A 14,729-nucleotide genomic window follows, 5' to 3' on the forward strand; every position below is an offset into this window, starting at 1 on the left:
CAGGGCGATGACTACCCTTTTCCCGTCGCGCAACACGATGAGGCGGGTTATGTGTCGGTTTCCGGACAATTCAGGTTGAGCGCCATGAACCAGCAAGCCCCCCTCTCCCCGATCGATCCTGTTAAGCTAGACAAGCTGGCCGAGGTGGCTGTGAAGGTCGGTCTGGGCTTCAAGCCGGGCCAAAACCTCTTTCTCACAGCGCCCGTCTCGGCGCTGCCGCTCGTCCGCCGTATCGCCGAGCATGCCTACAAGGCCGGCGCCGGCCTCGTGACCCCCTTCTTCTCCGACGAGGCGATGACGCTCGCCCGCTACCGCTTCGCTCCGGATGAGAGCTTCGACAGCGCCCCCGGCTGGCTCTATGAGGGCATTTCCAAGGCCTTCGGCGAAAACACGGCGCGTCTTGCCGTGGTCGGGGATAACCCGATGCTTCTTTCCGGCGAGGATCCGGGCAAGGTCGCACGCGCCAACAAGGCCAATTCCGTTGCCTACCAGCCCGCTTTGGAGAAGATCGCCGGTTTCGACATCAACTGGAACATCGTCGCCTTCCCCGGCGCCTCCTGGGCCGCTCAGGTCTTCCCGGGCGAGGACGAGGCGACGGCCGTGCGCAAGCTCGCGGACGCCATCTTCGCGGCTTCCCGTGTCGATACCGACGATCCCGTAACTGCCTGGGCGGCGCATAACGCGGCGCTCAGCGCCCGCACCCACTGGCTGAACGAACGGCGCTTCAGCGCCCTGCGCTTCAAAGGACCCGGCACGGACCTCACCATCGGCCTCGCCGATGATCACGAATGGCAGGGCGGCGCCTCCAAGGCCAAGAACGGTATCATCTGCAACCCGAACATCCCGACGGAGGAAGTCTTCACCACGCCGCACGCGCGTCGGGTCGATGGCTATGTCCGCAGCACCAAGCCGCTCTCGCACCAGGGCACGCTGATCGACAACATCGCGGTGAAGTTCGAGGGTGGGCGCATCGTGGAGGCCACCGCAAGCCGCGGCGCGGAGGTCCTGAACAAGGTGCTCGATACTGACGAGGGCGCGCGGCGTCTCGGCGAGGTGGCACTCGTTCCCCATTCCTCGCCGATTTCGAAGAGCGGCATCCTGTTCTACAATACGCTGTTCGACGAGAATGCCTCCTGCCATATCGCGCTCGGCCAGTGCTACTCCAAGTGTTTCATTGATGGCGCGAAGCTGACGGCGGACGAGATCGCCGCCAAGGGTGGCAACAAGAGCTTCATCCATATCGACTGGATGATCGGCTCGAACGAGATCGACATCGACGGCATCGGCGCGGATGGAAGCACGACCCCTGTGTTCCGCAAGGGCGAGTGGGTGTGAAAACCCATGTTGATCCGGCCTCAGATCCGGCTGTCAACGCCCGATGACGCGCAGCGGCTCTTCTCGATCTGGGAGGCCGCTGTGCGCGCGACGCACCATTTTCTAGCGCCGCGCGATCTGGCAGCCATCGCGGATATGGTGCGCAACCACTATCTACCCGCAGCCAAGCTTGCCGTCATCGAGGACGATACCGGACGGGCGTTCGGCTTCCTCGGACTGAACGGCAGTCACATCGACAGCCTGTTCGTGCATCCCGACCATCACGGTCAGGGCGGCGGCCGGACCCTGGTGGAATGGGCGGCGCGCAGCCGGTCAACTCTGACGGTTGACGTCAACGAGCAAAACGAGGGCGGTCGGCTCTTCTACCAACGGCTAGGCTTTGTCGAGACGGGCCGTTCGTCCCGCGACCATGACGGCCGTCCCTATCCTCTCCTGCACTTGCGGCGATAGTGGGCTGGGCACGACTGAGTTGACAGCCCGCCCTTCCATGAATGAGCCTGCATGTTTCCCATCGCCGCGACAGCAAGGGTCTTGTGTTCGGCGACGGCAACGCGCGGGAGTGTGGCATGTGCCGACTGAAGGAATTCCGGTTGTTCGTGGCAGCCTTTGAGGAAGCTTCCTTCTCGGCGGCCGCCCGGCGCGAGAATGCGACACAGTCGGGCGTATCCCAGCACATTCATCGCATGGAAGAGAGCCTGAAGGTTCGCCTGTTCCACCGTCGCGGAAAACGCGTGGTGCCGACTCCGGCGGGTGAAGCCTACTACAGGCATTGCGTGGACCTGCTGCGTTCCCACGCCGACGCGCTCCGCGATCTGCAGCGCTTTCGCGGCGAAGAAGGCGAGCTCAGGGTAGGCGTCACGCCGTGGATCGCCCGGCATGTGGTGCCGGCTGCGCTCGATAGCTTCGTAAGCGTCTATCCCAACGTCTCGTTGACCATCATCGAGGATGAAAACCACTCCCTGGCCGAGCGGGTGAAGCGCGGCGAGTTCTCCTTCGTGGTGATGCCGGAGACCGATCTCGCCGAGAACCCAACGGTTCTCCTGGAAAGCCCGGCGTATCTCGCTTATTGCCGCAGCCGCGAGGCCGACCTGCCGATTGTGGACCTGCCCGGCCAACTCACCCGCGTCAAGCTCGTGATGTCGTCGAGCTGGAGCCGCTGGCGCAAGGTCGTGGATCGCTACCTCGCTGACAACAGTTGCGAGCCCCGCCAGACAATCGAGATCACTTCCTTATCCGCTGCGATCAAGGTGCTGATAAACTCCGATTGGTGTTCGATCCTTCCAGGTCTCATCGTCTCAGCCGACTCAGACCGGGATCTGGTCGCAATGAAGCTTCTACCCGATGCGCCGGTTTTTCGGATCATGTCCGTCTGCGCCAACCGGCCCCTCTCCGAAGCAGGAAAAACTTTCCATTCCATGCTTGCCGATGAGATCACGGCATTGGGCCAGCGAGGATTTGGTGTGCCGGTTATTGCAGAGCGGGCACGCGGACGCCCCAAGAAGGTGGTCGCGCCCGCGCGCAGGGCAGCCAAGCGTCTCGCCGGCGATGCCGCGATTATTCGCCCCAAACATCCCGCATAATGCGCAGCCAGTTGCCCGACATGATCTTTTCGACGTCGCTCTCGGCAACCCCCCTCGCCTTCAGGCGATCGAACATGGCGCCGACCTTGCTCATGGTGTCGATCCCGTCCGTGGCGCGATTCTCGTAGGTGTACCAATCCCCCATGGGGCCGGTGACGTTCGGATAGATGCCATGCTGGCCCCACATCTTGGCCCATCCGGCGGGATTGGCTGGGAAACCTTCCGGGATATCGCCACCGAAGCCGACATGTTCAACGCCAGCGACCTTGATGAGATGCATGAAGTGGTCGACCACGTCCTCGACTGTCGGCCTTCTGTCGAAGCGCAGCAGCGGCGGCCACGCCACGGCGCCGGTCAAGCCGCCCTTTTCCGCCACGGCGCGGATCAGTTCATCCGTTTTGTTGCGCGGGCTCGGGTGCAGCGCGTAGGCATTTGCGTGGCTGAATACCAGAGGGCGCTTCGCGGCAGCGATATAGCCGGCGCTGGTAGTGAGCCCCGAATGGGAGAGATCGACGATGATGCCATTTGCTTCCATCGCATCGAGCCAAGCGCGGCCAGCCTCGGTGATCCCCCGATCACCGTCGTTGACGAAGGAAGCGCCGTAGCCGAAGGCGTTCCGCTCGTTGTATGTCGGCTGCATGATGCGCATGCCGAGGCGCTTGAAGGTGCCGAGCAAGGCGACGTCGCTCTCCACCATCAGGGAGTTCTGCGAGCCGATGATGATGCCGACGACACCCGCCGCGTGAGCCGCCTCGATCTCGCCCGCGGTGGTCACAATGGTGGCAACGTCCGGCATGGCGGCGACCGTGTTGCGTAACTCTTCCAGCTGCAGGAGGGAATCGTGAAGCCCGGCCTGGGGACGCGTGGCCGTGAGGTTGATGGCCGAAACCCCGCCCGCGAGCGTGCGCTGCATCTGCTCTCGCGTCACCGCCGCGCAGTTGAGGCCGTCTATGATCAGGGGGCCGGTCGGCTTATTGGCATGCGTCATCGTTTCCTCCATGAGGCTTTCTCAACAATTGTTCAGGGATTTGGCCGGCCGGGCTGTCTGAACACGCCCAGCACAGCCATTGGAACTAGAAGCAGGACATCATGTCTGCTCGTTCGCCAGCCGGGGGTCGAGCGCGTCGCGCAAGGCATCGCCCAACATGTTGATGGCAAGGATGGTGAAGGTAATTGCAGCCCCGGGGAATACTGAACTCGCCCAGGCCGTCTGCACGTACTTCTGACCTTCGCTGATCATACCGCCCCAGGTCGGCGTGGGGGGTTGCACGCCGAGCCCGAGAAAGCTGAGCGTCGCCTCGATGAGGATCATGCGCGAGAGCTCGTAGGTCGCAACGACGATCAAGGCGGACAGGACATTCGGTGCGATGTGCCTCAGGATGATGCGCAGCGGCGGGGCGCCTATGGCGCGCGCGGCCTCCACATATTCGAGCTCGCGCACGGAAATGACATCCGCGCGCACGATACGGGCGATCTGAGGCCAGGCGGATATGCCCATCAGCAGGATCAGCACCGGCACCGAGGCTCCAATGGCGGCCGTGACGGCGATGACGAGGAGGATAACGGGGAACGACAATTGCGCATCGATGGCGCGCAGCACCAGCGCGTCCACCCATCCTCCGGCATAGCCGGCGATCAGGCCCATCAGGGTGCCTATGACGCAGGCGATGATCACCGCTGCCAGCGAAATCGCCAGGGTTACACGCGTACCGTAGATGATGCGCGAGAGGATATCGCGGCCAAGCTGGTCCGTGCCTAGCCAGTTGCTGCCCTGACCGCTCAGAAAGGACGGGGGACGCAGCCGCCGGATGATGCTCTGCTGATAAGGATCGAATGGCGCGATCAGGCTCGGGAACAGGGCACAGACCAGAACGACGGCGAGGAACAGCAAGCTGATCAGTGCAACCGGCGAGCGGAGCTGGCGTCCGAGTGCGACGAGCTTGGGATTGCGCGCGCGTCCGACGGTGAGTGTCACAGCGCTCATCTCAGCCTCACGCGTGGATCAAGGACGGCATGGAGAAGATCGGCCGCCAGATTGGACAGCACGAAGATCACCGCGAAGAAGAACACGACAGCCTGGACTACGGGATAGTCGCGGGCATAGATGGCCTGAATGGCGAGCCGGCCCACACCGGGCCATGCGAAGACGGTCTCGGTCACAATGACGCCTCCCATCAGCACGCCGAATTGCAGCGCGACGACAGTTACGACCGGGATCAACGCGTTGCGAACGGCGTGATGCACGAGCACGGCCATTTCCGTCAGACCCTTTGCGCGTGCCGTGCGGACATAATCCTGGCGGATCGTCTCAAGCAGCGTCGAACGCATGACACGTGTCACCAGCGCCAGCATGGTCGAGGCTAAGGTCGTCGCAGGCAGGATCAGATGCCAGATCGTGCCGCTGCCCGTACTAGGCAGCCAACGCAGCCAAACGGAGAAGATGATGATCGACAGGATGCCCCAGTAGAAGGTCGGCACCGCCTGACCGAAAGCCGTCACTCCCCGTACCGTGAAGTCCAGCGGCGAATTGCGGAAGTAAGCCGAAGCAATACCAGCGGGAATTCCGATGACAACCGAAAGCGCGAGCGTCGCCAAAGCCAATTCAAGCGTCGCCGGAAGGCGCTCGATCAAGAGATCGACTGCAGGTTCCTGAAACCGCAGCGAGTTCCCAAAATCACCACGCACCGCGCGTTCGGTGAAAACGAAAAACTGCTCCACGACCGGCCTGTCGAGCCCGTTCTGCTCGCGAAATGCCTGCCGCGCTTCCTCAGAAGCATCGATCGGCAAAAATAGTTCGACCGGATCGCCGCTCAAGCGCGTCAGCAGAAAACACGCCAAGAGGATGCAGAAGAGCGACGGCAGTGTGTAGAGGATTCGTCTGATCACATAGCCGAGCATGGCGCCCTCATGTCACGAGGCCTAAAAGGCGTCCGGCCTGAAATGACAGGCCTGGGCCGGGATGACGGCCCCGTCCCGAGACACGCCGGGACAGGGTAGTCAGCATCGATCACGACATTGACATGCCGTAGAGAGCCCAGCGCTGATCGCCACGCGGCAGGAAGTCCTTCACCCGGTCAGTTACCCCATAAAGGTCCACCGCCTGGTAGAGGAACAGCACCGAAGCCTCGTCATGCATGATCTGAGCGGCCTTCTTGTAGATTTCAGCGCGCTTGTTGGCATCCACTTCTCTCGCGCCGGCATCGATCAATTTGTCGATTTCCGGATGCGTGAGATAAGAATAGCGCCAATCCGAGCGATACTGGGCCCATTGCAGGTCGGGATCATCCGCGGGAGCAAGGCCAACGAAGCCCATCGGTGCGAGCTCGCGCGCACTCAATTGCCGCAAGAACTCGCCGGCCTCCAGCGAGACCATCTCGGCTTTCACGCCGACCTCGGCGAGCATGCCCGCGACCGCCTCCGCAACTTCGCGATCCTGGGCATAGCGACCCGTTGGAAACTTGAACGTAATCGTCAGCCCGTTGGGGAAACCAGCCTCGGCGAGCAACGCCTTCGCCTTTTCGGGATCAAAGGGATAGTCCTTGATCGCGGGGTCAAAGCCAAGCTGCTCCTTTCGGAGCAACTGACCACTAAGGAGACGCCCCTCGCCTTGGAGAAGGCTGTCAAGGATAGCCTGCTTGTCGATCGCATAGTTCAGGGCCTGACGCACGCGTTTGTCATGCAGCGGGCCGGGATGCTCCGGCAGGTTCGAGAGCCCGATCGTGAAAATGCGGTAGCTCGGCACCGAAACGACACGCAGCCCCTTCTGCGCCTTAATTTGAGCCGCGGCCGATATCGGGATGTTGGTCGCGATGTCGAACTCGCCAGCGAGCAGACCGTTGGTCCGGGCCGTGTCGTCGGGGACGGGGCGCCAGACGAGCTTTTTTATGCCTGCCGGCACCTTGCCCCAGTAGTTCGCATTGGCGTCCATAACGATGCGATTGTCACGCACCCATTCCGTCAGGACATAAGGGCCGGTGCCGATCGGCTTCTTTCCAAAACCCTCTGCTCCACCCACCTCGGCCCAGTATTTCGGCGGCACGATGTAGATCTGGCTGAGAATGAGATGCAATGCGGGATAAGGATGCTTCAGGTAGAGCGTAACGGTGTGGTCATCCGTCTTCTCCGCGCGGTCGATGGGTGCAGCATAGCGGCCGTAAGCCGGTGTCACCTTCACATCGGTGAAGATCTTGAACGTATTAACCACTGCGTCGGCGTTGAACTCTTCACCGTTTGTATATTTCACGCCTTTCCGAAGAACGATTTTGACGGTCTTTGGATCAACCAGCTCATAGCTCTCGCCAAGCACAGGCTCAGTCTTGCCAGTCTTGGGGTCAACCCAGAACAACGACTCGACGATTGCGCTGCCAACATTGATCTGCTCCTGCGTCGTCGAGAAGTTCGGCCACAGCGAAACGGGATCGAAGCCTTGTGCTATCGTCAAGGTTCCCGCTGTCAGGGCCATGGCAGACGAGCCACGCCCGAGGATGCCTGCGATCAACGCCTGGCCGGCAAGCGCCGCATTGAAGGTACGCCTGTTTATCTTCATGCCTGTTCCCCTTTTGCTTCTTTGCCGTTGGTGCCTGACGCAGCGTCAGCTCGCTCCTCTCGCCTCCTTGAGGTCGAGGAAAATTGCTCCGTGCGGATCAATGCGTACCGACGCGGAAGGGCCAGCCACGATCGTGCATTCCCGTTCCTCGATCACCGCCGGCCCCGTAAAGCTCGAGCCGGGCATGAGCTGGCTGCGGTCGTAAATTGCCGTCTCCGCATAGCGGCCGAGTTCGGGGAAGAACACCGCGCGTTTGCCCTTCATCTCGGGCGTTCCCACCAGCGTGACGCAGGGGGTCTCAGGACCGCCGGCATGGCGGACGGGCGGTCCCGAGATGGTCATCCGACAGGTGATGAGCTCGACAGGCAAATGGTCATGAGCATGCCCGTAGCGCAGGCGGTGCGCTGCATAGAACGCCTGGGCTATGCCCTCGAGATCGCCCGCTGCGAACATGGCCTCATTGATTTCAACGGCAACTTCCCGCCCCTGGCCGAGATGGCGCAGATCCATGAAGCGGCGGATGACGGGGGTATCATGATCGCCAATGCCCGCTTCCGCGAGGATGGCGGTGCCCTCCTGACGCATGTCTTCGTAAACAGCCACCACGCGTGACCAATCGGCTCTGTCCAGGCTCGTGACATGCGAGCGGGCGAGGTCGAAGGCAACCGGACTGGCGACGAGCCCATAAGCAGAGGCAGCGCCAGCACCTGGTGGCACCACCACACCCTTCATGCCGAGGGCCCGCGCGAGCTCGTAGGCATGGACGGGGCCCGCCCCGCCAAATGAGAACAGATAGAAATTGCGCGGATCCTCGCCGCGCTCGGCGATGTGCACCTTACAGGCCGCAAGCATATTCTCGTTGACGACGCGGAACACACCTTCGGCGCAGCGCTCAACGCTCATGCCGAGAGGCCGGCTCAATCCGACCTCCACAGCGCCCCACGCCGCACTGGCATCGAGCTTCATATCGCCACCCAGGAAGTTGTCCGGATTGAGATAACCGAGAACCAGATTGGCATCCGTCACTGTCGGCGCCTTGCCACCACGCCCGTAGCATGCGGGCCCGGGTGCGGAGCCGGCGCTGCGGGGGCCGACCGCCAGAAGGCCAAGCCCGTCCACCTGCGCGATGCTGCCGCCACCGGCGCCGATCTCGATCAGTTCCACGACCGGAATGCGGATGGGCAAGCCGCTGCCCTTCTGGAAGCGCGAGACCCGCCCCACCTCGAATACATTGGACTTCTTGGCTTCATGATTGATGACGAGACCAATCTTGGCAGTCGTGCCGCCCATGTCGAAGGTTACGAGATTGGGCATACCCATGCGCCGGCCATATTCGATGGCAGCCAGCACACCGGCCGTCGGGCCGGATTCCAGCATGCGGATCGGCAATTGCTTGACCGTCTCGGCGCTGGAGACACCGCCCGATGACACCATGATGTGCAGCGGCCGCTCGTAGCCTCGCTCGCGTAACGTTTCCGTCGTCGCATCGAGGTAATGGCCGACGATCGGCTGCACATAGGCGTTCGCCAGCGTCGTCGTGCTGCGTTCATATTCGCGGATTTCCGGGGAAACCGTGCTGGAGCAGCTAATCAGCAGATCCGGCAATTCCTGCTGGAGGATCTCCGCCGTACGGCGCTCATGCGCGGGATTCCGGAAGGCATGGAGGTAAACGATGGCGACAGCCTCGACCTTTTCGGCGGCAAGCGTCTTCGCCAAAGCGCGCACGGCGTCCTCGTCCAAGGGCACCAGCACGTTGCCGTCGCGGTCCAGCCGCTCTGTCACGTCGAAGCGCAGATCCCGGTCCGCCAGAGGCGTCGGCATGTCCATCTGTACGTCATAGTTGTCGTAGCGAAGCTCGGTGGCCATCTCGACGGTGTCGCGGAAGCCGGCCGTCGCGATAAGTGCTGTCCGCGCTCCGCGCCGCTCAATGAGCGCATTAGTGATCAAGGTTGTGGCGTGAACCGCGATGTCCAGGGCATCGGCGTCGACATCCGCATTGCCGAAGAGCTCGGAGAGCCCCTGCCGCACACCTTCCGCCGGGTCGTGCGGGGTCGTGAGGCATTTCGCGATGCTCTGGTGACCGGTTGTGGGATCAAGCAGAACGAAGTCCGTGAATGTGCCGCCGATATCAAATCCGAGGCGTAATGTCTTGGTCATGGTGTTCACTCAGCCTCCGGAACCACGCCATAAAGCTCTTCCGCCTTCTCCCGGCTGACGAAGCCCTTGCGGATATCTGCGGCGAGCACCGTAGGATCGCGGCGGCTCGGGTCGCCATAGCCTCCGCCGCCGGGCAGTTTCAGCGTCAACTCCTGCCCTTCCTGCAGCGTGAAGGGCTCGAAAGGCGCCTGTTCGCCATCGATGAGGAACTCCCCCTTGCCGCCCGGCAATCCGCCATCGAGGCCCGGCGGCGGGAAGACGACCTTGTCCGGGCGCAGGGTGAGATTGGCCGGGCCCCGCAGGGTGCGAACGCGGATCACCTGCCCGAGCCCGCCGCGGAACTCGCCCGCACCACCCGAATCCGTCGCCATCGAGCGTTCGGTGACGACGAGCGGCGCGCGATTTTCAATGATCTCGATCGGCGTGAGGCTGCCATTGCCGGGAAAGGCCATGGTGGGGAAGCCGTCCTTGCCCCGCACCGCGCCAGTCCCGCCATTAGGCAGCACATGTACCGAGAAGGGTTCGTTCGCGGCATCCCGCCCAGAGCACGTCATCCACCAGAAGGAGCCCGAACCGGCCTGCACACGGTCCGGCACGAAGGGCCTGAGCGCGCCGAAGATGGCGTTGTGCAGGTGGAAGCTTGTCATCGATCGGGCTCGCACCGGCGCCGGGAAACGGGCATTCAGGATTGAGCCCTCCGGGGCTAGCGTCGTCACAGGCCCGAACAAGCCTTCATTGTTGGGGACTGTCGGAACGAGCGCGCATTTCACCGCGAACATGGAATGCGCGTGAGTGACATTCAGCACGCAATTGATGGAAGCATCGGCGCGCTGATCATCCGACCCGGTGTAGTCCAGGATCATGGCGTCGCCGCGCACCTGGAGATTGAGCTTGATCCGCGTCGGCTTGCGGAAGCCGTCGCATTCAATCTCGTAGGGGTAGTCGCCATCCGGCAATGCGGTGATGGCATCATGCATGGCCTGCGCGGAGCGTGACAGGATCTGCTCAGCCACACCGTCGAGCGCCTTCACACCATAGTCGGCGATGAACTGACCGATCCGCTCCTCGACAACCGTCGCCGCTCCGGTCATCGCGCCGAGGTCGCCCAGCACCAGTCGCGGGTGGCGGGTGTTGGCCGCGATGACGTTCATAATAGGCTGGTTGGGTTTGCCAGCTTCGTAGATCTTGCAAGGCGGAAGCCGGATTCCCTCCTCATAGACATCGCGGGCTATGAGCTCATCCATCCGTCCGCCGACGTCGGAGACATGGGCCGCCGCCGCGTAATAGGCCACGATCTCGCCGCGATGGAAAATCGGCTTGATGACGTAGAAGTCGGGGAGATGACCGTGACAGATCCACGGGTCATTGGTGAAGAGCACGTCACCTGGCTTCAGTGTCTCAGCCGGGAACTGCTGCAGCATGGTCCGTGCTGCACTTGGCAGCGAACAAGTGAAGGCTGGAACACAGATCTGGGCCTGCGCAATCGAACGTGCCTGCCGGTCCAGCAGAATAACCGCATAATCCCTAGAGTCTGCAACAATAGTAGAAAATGCCGAATGGAGAAGCGCAACGTCAGCCTCATCCATGATCGAAATCAATCTATTCCAGAGAATTTGCAGATGAACGGGATCAATCGCCTCGCGTTCATCACTGACTACTTCAACATCATGTGTTTGAGCATAGGCCATTGATCAATCCGCAGCAAGATCCGGTAGCTTCCGTCCGGCTCAACTGTGGATCGATCAAGAAAAAGCGTCCAATTATAAATCGAGGCATTCGATATCAGAAAATGCGATGACTAAGCCGCATGCGCATATCGGCGGGTTTTTGGGCATTCCCGCGGCCTGCCGGCCGGCGCGTCGACCCGAACACCGCTAAATGACTGCCACTACACGAGGATATTTTTAGCCTTGCGGAACCGACCCGCATAATCTTTGGGCGCCACCAGGTCGCACCAAGGCAAACCAGCGGATTGAAACGATAGGGCACGGCACACCGATACCCGGACGAGGGTATGCCATGCGGTGCCATTGGAGCCATCTCTGCGCACCCGCCGCCCGGCCTGTCCAACTTTTCCCCAACCAAGCAATTGACAGCTACCCCGCCCCTTCCTTATATCGCATCCGCGTCGATGCGGTTGCATCGCTTTGGCGGAGTAGCTCAGCTGGTTAGAGCAGCGGAATCATAATCCGCGTGTCGGGGGTTCGAGTCCCTCCTCCGCTACCACCATTGCAGTGTTTGGCAGCTCGCCTGGTTTTCGGCGAGGCAGATTGAGCAGTTCTGCCAGTGCGCCGTTGACGGTGAGGTCAAATTTCCCACGCCCTTCGCGCGGCATGACTTCGATGCTTGTAACAAGCGACCGAATGGCATTAACCGCTTCCCTGCGATCATCTTCGTTGGAGTGCAGCGCCTCCTGCAATTCGGCGATCCTACGGCGATAAACCTCAATCGAAGCCGGATGCAATTCCACGACATCGCTGGCATCCAAAATCGCAGCCAGATCGGAGGCAAGGCGCTCCTTTTCCGCCTCCATCTCGATTAGTCGCGACTTCATGCCTGTCGTTGCAACACCATCGGCTATAGCGTCGATGATATTCGCAATTTGCCTTTCGAGATTGGCAAGCCGTTTACCGATCTGCTGCCGGTCATGCCGCATTCTCGTATTGAGGCGCTTCCTTTCGGCATGATACTCAACGAGGAATTCAGCAATCGCATCGGGAGCGAGTAGCCGCTGCTTGATGCCTTCAAGCACACGGCGTTCGAGGTCGGGCACACGGACAGTGCGGTTGTTCGTGCAAGTTCCCCGTTCCCTATGCGCTGTGCAGGCGAGTTGATCCTGCGACTTGATGGTGTAGGTAGCGCCACAGCAACCGCATCGCACAAGACCGGAGAACATGTGCTTCGGCCTTCGACGTTTATGAAGCCGGGTTCCACCATAGAGCTTCTTTCGTGCCTGGGCGGCGTTCCACAATTCGTCGCTGACAATGCGAAGATGGGATGCCTCCACCACCTGCCATTGTTCCGGCGGGTTCGGGCGGGAGACGCGCTTACCGGTCTGCGGGTCCTTGACCATCTGAATGCGATTGAAGACCAGGAGTCCGATATAGGCCTCGTTGTAGAGTATGCCGCTGCGACGCTTGAGATTGCCATTGATTGTCGAGGCTCCCCATTCTCGACCGAATGGTGAGGGAATACCGTCGCGGTTCAAGCCGGCAGCGATAGTCCGGGCAGAACGCCCCGAAGCAAATTCCTGGAAGATACGGAGAATGACATCGGCCTGCTCTTCGTCCACTTGACGAAGGCCTCTGATGGGCTCCCCTCGCTCGTCGAGCTTCTTGACCACACGATATCCGTAGGACAGGCCTCCGGCGGAGTATCCGTTGATGACGCGGCCGGACTGGCCGCGCCTTATCTTGGCAGCGAGGTCACGCAGGAAGAGAGCGTTCATAGTGCCTTTTAGGCCGACATGCAGCTCGTCGACCGTTCCCTCCGAGAGGGTAACGATGCGAACGCCAGCGAAGCGAAGCCGTTTGAACAGTGCCGCGATGTCTTCCTGATCGCGGGACAGCCTGTCGAGTGCTTCGGCCAGAACCACGTCGAAGCGCGCATCCTGAGCATCTACGAGAAGCGTCTTTATCCCCGGTCGAAGGATCATGCTCGCGCCGGAAACTGCGGCGTCGGTATAGTTTTCCACGATCTGCCAGCCTTCACGCTCCGCACGCTCACGGCACAGCCGCAATTGATCCTCTATCGAGGCCTCCCGCTGATTATCGGAGGAATAGCGGGCATAAAGCACAGCGCGGGTCATGGCAGTTCCTTTCGGTCAGTTTTTGACGGCATCCTCCGGCGTCGGCGGCACATCCGGCGCGCGGTCCAGAAGCTTCGTCAGGTCGCCGCGCTTCGCCGTACCGGCACGCGCTTTCAAGAAATCGTCAGCCGTCTCTATGGCTCCGATCTTCTGCGCCACGGCTGAGATGATCCATTGATTGAGCGATACACCATCCTCCTGTGCAAGACGTGCCGCCGTTTCCTTTAGTGACTGCGGCAGTTGCAGTGGATATTTGTAACGTTGGGCCTGTGTCATGTGTTCAGTCTCCTAACGATCTCTCCCGGTGTTGCGACGGTCACGCCCAGCTTGAGGGCGGGGCGGAAATCCTTGACGTTATGTGTTACGACGGCCTCGGCCTCTCCGTTCAGGGCCGCCTCAAGCACCATCTCGTCTGCGGCGTCGGACAGCATGGGCCGCGTTCGGAACGAAATATCAACGCCCACGGACACGGCGGCCAGCGCGCTCATGACCGCCGCAACATCCTCCAGGCTGTGGCCTGTCGCCTTCCGGATTTCCTCCCGGCTCAGCACCGCCTCATATTCCAGAAACAGGGCCGTCGAACAAAGAGGCGTCAGGATGCCCCGGTCGACGAACCGCAAAAGCTGGTTGCTCGCTCCATTGCGACTGCGAAAGGCCGCCACGATCACATTGGTGTCCAGAACCAGTCTCATAGAGGATAATTTATAGACATCCCATAAGATGTCAACATTGTACTTACCGCACCCAGTCATGCGAGATGTCCCGTAGCGATACGGGTCATAGCATCATCCGTCATTGTCACCTGCTTCGGGGGGCGCATTGTCATTGGCGGCATGGACGGCTTTCTCATGGTCCTCGCGTGCCATCCGTCTGCCGATCAGCCGGGCAATGGACAACACCACCGTATTCAGCCGCCCGGATATATCGCTTTCGCTCACGGTTTCCTGTCCGCGCGGAGTACGATTGTCATTGGCGGGTTTCTCTCCGCCCAAGCGCTTTCCATCACCGACCATCACCGGCCTCTTCCTCCGGTCGCCACCTGGCAGGATCGGCAACCCAGCGGTCGATATCGGATTCCCGCCATCCCGCGCCATTGGTGCTGATCTTGAGTTGGGCTGGAAAGGTGCCCTCGGCGATCTTGCGATAGATGGTGGACCGGGACAGGCCCGTCCGGTCGCGGACAGTGTCAAATCGGATGATGCGGTCTGGTTGACGCATGGCTGCCTTGCCTCCTTCTGGCTGTTTCTGACGATTGCAGAGACCAGACAGGAGAATGAATTACCGTTGCGCAACAGATATTTAG

14 protein-coding genes and 1 tRNA gene are annotated in these 14,729 nt (G+C 61.2%); 4 read left to right on the plus strand and 11 right to left on the minus strand.

Annotated features, from left to right (window positions below; translation table 11 throughout):
- Positions 1-84 precede the first annotated feature (84 nt).
- The 3 genes from KIO76_RS02790 to KIO76_RS02800 all read left to right on the plus strand — a co-directional run bounded on the left by KIO76_RS02790 (position 85) and on the right by KIO76_RS02800 (position 2,915).
- Positions 85-1,335: an aminopeptidase gene (locus KIO76_RS02790; RefSeq protein ID WP_213321357.1), complete on the plus strand. Its 1,251-nt coding sequence runs from the start codon at positions 85-87 to the stop codon at positions 1,333-1,335.
- Between the two features lie 6 nt (positions 1,336-1,341).
- The gene (locus KIO76_RS02795; protein WP_213321358.1) at positions 1,342-1,785 is read left to right on the plus strand and encodes an acetyltransferase; all 444 of its coding nucleotides are present in this window, start codon (positions 1,342-1,344) and stop codon (positions 1,783-1,785) included.
- Between the two features lie 116 nt (positions 1,786-1,901).
- Positions 1,902-2,915: a LysR family transcriptional regulator gene (locus KIO76_RS02800; RefSeq protein ID WP_213321359.1), complete on the plus strand. Its 1,014-nt coding sequence runs from the start codon at positions 1,902-1,904 to the stop codon at positions 2,913-2,915.
- On the opposite strand, the gene KIO76_RS02805 is transcribed toward KIO76_RS02800, so the two are convergent.
- The 6 genes from KIO76_RS02805 to KIO76_RS02830 form a co-directional block, all read right to left on the minus strand.
- Positions 2,890-3,903, minus strand: a complete 1,014-nt coding sequence (locus KIO76_RS02805) for a dipeptidase (protein ID WP_213321360.1) — start codon at positions 3,901-3,903, stop codon at positions 2,890-2,892. The genes KIO76_RS02800 and KIO76_RS02805 overlap by 26 nt on opposite strands.
- A gap of 99 nt (positions 3,904-4,002) precedes the next feature.
- Positions 4,003-4,899 (minus strand): ABC transporter permease, encoded by an 897-nt coding sequence (locus tag KIO76_RS02810; RefSeq protein WP_213321361.1) that lies wholly within the window; start codon positions 4,897-4,899, stop codon positions 4,003-4,005.
- Complete coding sequence (locus KIO76_RS02815) at positions 4,896-5,813, minus strand: ABC transporter permease (protein WP_213321362.1); 918 nt, start codon at positions 5,811-5,813, stop codon at positions 4,896-4,898. The genes KIO76_RS02810 and KIO76_RS02815 overlap by 4 nt, the downstream gene beginning before the upstream one ends.
- 109 nt (positions 5,814-5,922) lie before the next feature.
- Positions 5,923-7,461, minus strand: coding sequence for an ABC transporter substrate-binding protein (locus KIO76_RS02820; protein ID WP_213321363.1), 1,539 nt, complete (start codon positions 7,459-7,461; stop codon positions 5,923-5,925).
- Between the two features lie 45 nt (positions 7,462-7,506).
- Complete coding sequence (locus KIO76_RS02825) at positions 7,507-9,618, minus strand: hydantoinase/oxoprolinase family protein (protein ID WP_213321364.1); 2,112 nt, start codon at positions 9,616-9,618, stop codon at positions 7,507-7,509.
- A 5-nt stretch (positions 9,619-9,623) separates the two neighbouring features.
- Complete coding sequence (locus tag KIO76_RS02830; RefSeq protein ID WP_213321365.1) at positions 9,624-11,306, minus strand: hydantoinase B/oxoprolinase family protein; 1,683 nt, start codon at positions 11,304-11,306, stop codon at positions 9,624-9,626.
- 461 nt (positions 11,307-11,767) lie between these two features.
- On the opposite strand from KIO76_RS02830, the gene KIO76_RS02835 reads away from it, so the two are divergent.
- Positions 11,768-11,844: transfer RNA gene (locus tag KIO76_RS02835), tRNA-Met, on the plus strand.
- Here the strand turns inward: KIO76_RS02835 and KIO76_RS02840 are convergent.
- From KIO76_RS02840 to KIO76_RS02860, 5 genes are all read right to left on the minus strand, one after another.
- Positions 11,801-13,426, minus strand: coding sequence for a recombinase family protein (locus KIO76_RS02840; protein WP_213324978.1), 1,626 nt, complete (start codon positions 13,424-13,426; stop codon positions 11,801-11,803). The two genes, KIO76_RS02835 and KIO76_RS02840, sit on opposite strands and share 44 nt — an antisense overlap.
- A gap of 15 nt (positions 13,427-13,441) precedes the next feature.
- A complete protein-coding gene (locus KIO76_RS02845) occupies positions 13,442-13,702 on the minus strand; it encodes a toxin-antitoxin system HicB family antitoxin (RefSeq protein ID WP_213321366.1) in 261 nt (86 codons plus the stop codon).
- Positions 13,699-14,118, minus strand: coding sequence for a putative toxin-antitoxin system toxin component, PIN family (locus tag KIO76_RS02850; protein ID WP_213321367.1), 420 nt, complete (start codon positions 14,116-14,118; stop codon positions 13,699-13,701). The genes KIO76_RS02845 and KIO76_RS02850 overlap by 4 nt, the downstream gene beginning before the upstream one ends.
- A gap of 93 nt (positions 14,119-14,211) precedes the next feature.
- Positions 14,212-14,439, minus strand: a complete 228-nt coding sequence (locus tag KIO76_RS02855) for a hypothetical protein (RefSeq protein ID WP_213321368.1) — start codon at positions 14,437-14,439, stop codon at positions 14,212-14,214.
- Complete coding sequence (locus KIO76_RS02860) at positions 14,429-14,644, minus strand: helix-turn-helix transcriptional regulator (protein WP_213321369.1); 216 nt, start codon at positions 14,642-14,644, stop codon at positions 14,429-14,431. The genes KIO76_RS02855 and KIO76_RS02860 overlap by 11 nt, the downstream gene beginning before the upstream one ends.
- Positions 14,645-14,729 lie beyond the last annotated feature (85 nt).

It is taken from the genome of Chelatococcus sp. YT9 (assembly GCF_018398315.1).
In the GTDB taxonomy this organism is placed as follows: Bacteria; Pseudomonadota; Alphaproteobacteria; order Rhizobiales; family Beijerinckiaceae; genus Chelatococcus.

Coding starts and splice junctions, on each gene's coding strand:
- KIO76_RS02790 (WP_213321357.1), top strand. CDS start 85: ATGAACCAGCAAGCCCCCCTCTCCCCGATCGATCCTGTTAAGCTAGAC.
- KIO76_RS02795 (WP_213321358.1), top strand. CDS start 1,342: ATGTTGATCCGGCCTCAGATCCGGCTGTCAACGCCCGATGACGCGCAG.
- KIO76_RS02800 (WP_213321359.1), top strand. CDS start 1,902: ATGTGCCGACTGAAGGAATTCCGGTTGTTCGTGGCAGCCTTTGAGGAA.
- KIO76_RS02805 (WP_213321360.1), bottom strand. CDS start 3,903: ATGACGCATGCCAATAAGCCGACCGGCCCCCTGATCATAGACGGCCTC.
- KIO76_RS02810 (WP_213321361.1), bottom strand. CDS start 4,899: ATGAGCGCTGTGACACTCACCGTCGGACGCGCGCGCAATCCCAAGCTC.
- KIO76_RS02815 (WP_213321362.1), bottom strand. CDS start 5,813: ATGCTCGGCTATGTGATCAGACGAATCCTCTACACACTGCCGTCGCTC.
- KIO76_RS02820 (WP_213321363.1), bottom strand. CDS start 7,461: ATGAAGATAAACAGGCGTACCTTCAATGCGGCGCTTGCCGGCCAGGCG.
- KIO76_RS02825 (WP_213321364.1), bottom strand. CDS start 9,618: ATGACCAAGACATTACGCCTCGGATTTGATATCGGCGGCACATTCACG.
- KIO76_RS02830 (WP_213321365.1), bottom strand. CDS start 11,306: ATGGCCTATGCTCAAACACATGATGTTGAAGTAGTCAGTGATGAACGC.
- KIO76_RS02840 (WP_213324978.1), bottom strand. CDS start 13,426: ATGACCCGCGCTGTGCTTTATGCCCGCTATTCCTCCGATAATCAGCGG.
- KIO76_RS02845 (WP_213321366.1), bottom strand. CDS start 13,702: ATGACACAGGCCCAACGTTACAAATATCCACTGCAACTGCCGCAGTCA.
- KIO76_RS02850 (WP_213321367.1), bottom strand. CDS start 14,118: ATGAGACTGGTTCTGGACACCAATGTGATCGTGGCGGCCTTTCGCAGT.
- KIO76_RS02855 (WP_213321368.1), bottom strand. CDS start 14,439: ATGGTCGGTGATGGAAAGCGCTTGGGCGGAGAGAAACCCGCCAATGAC.
- KIO76_RS02860 (WP_213321369.1), bottom strand. CDS start 14,644: ATGCGTCAACCAGACCGCATCATCCGATTTGACACTGTCCGCGACCGG.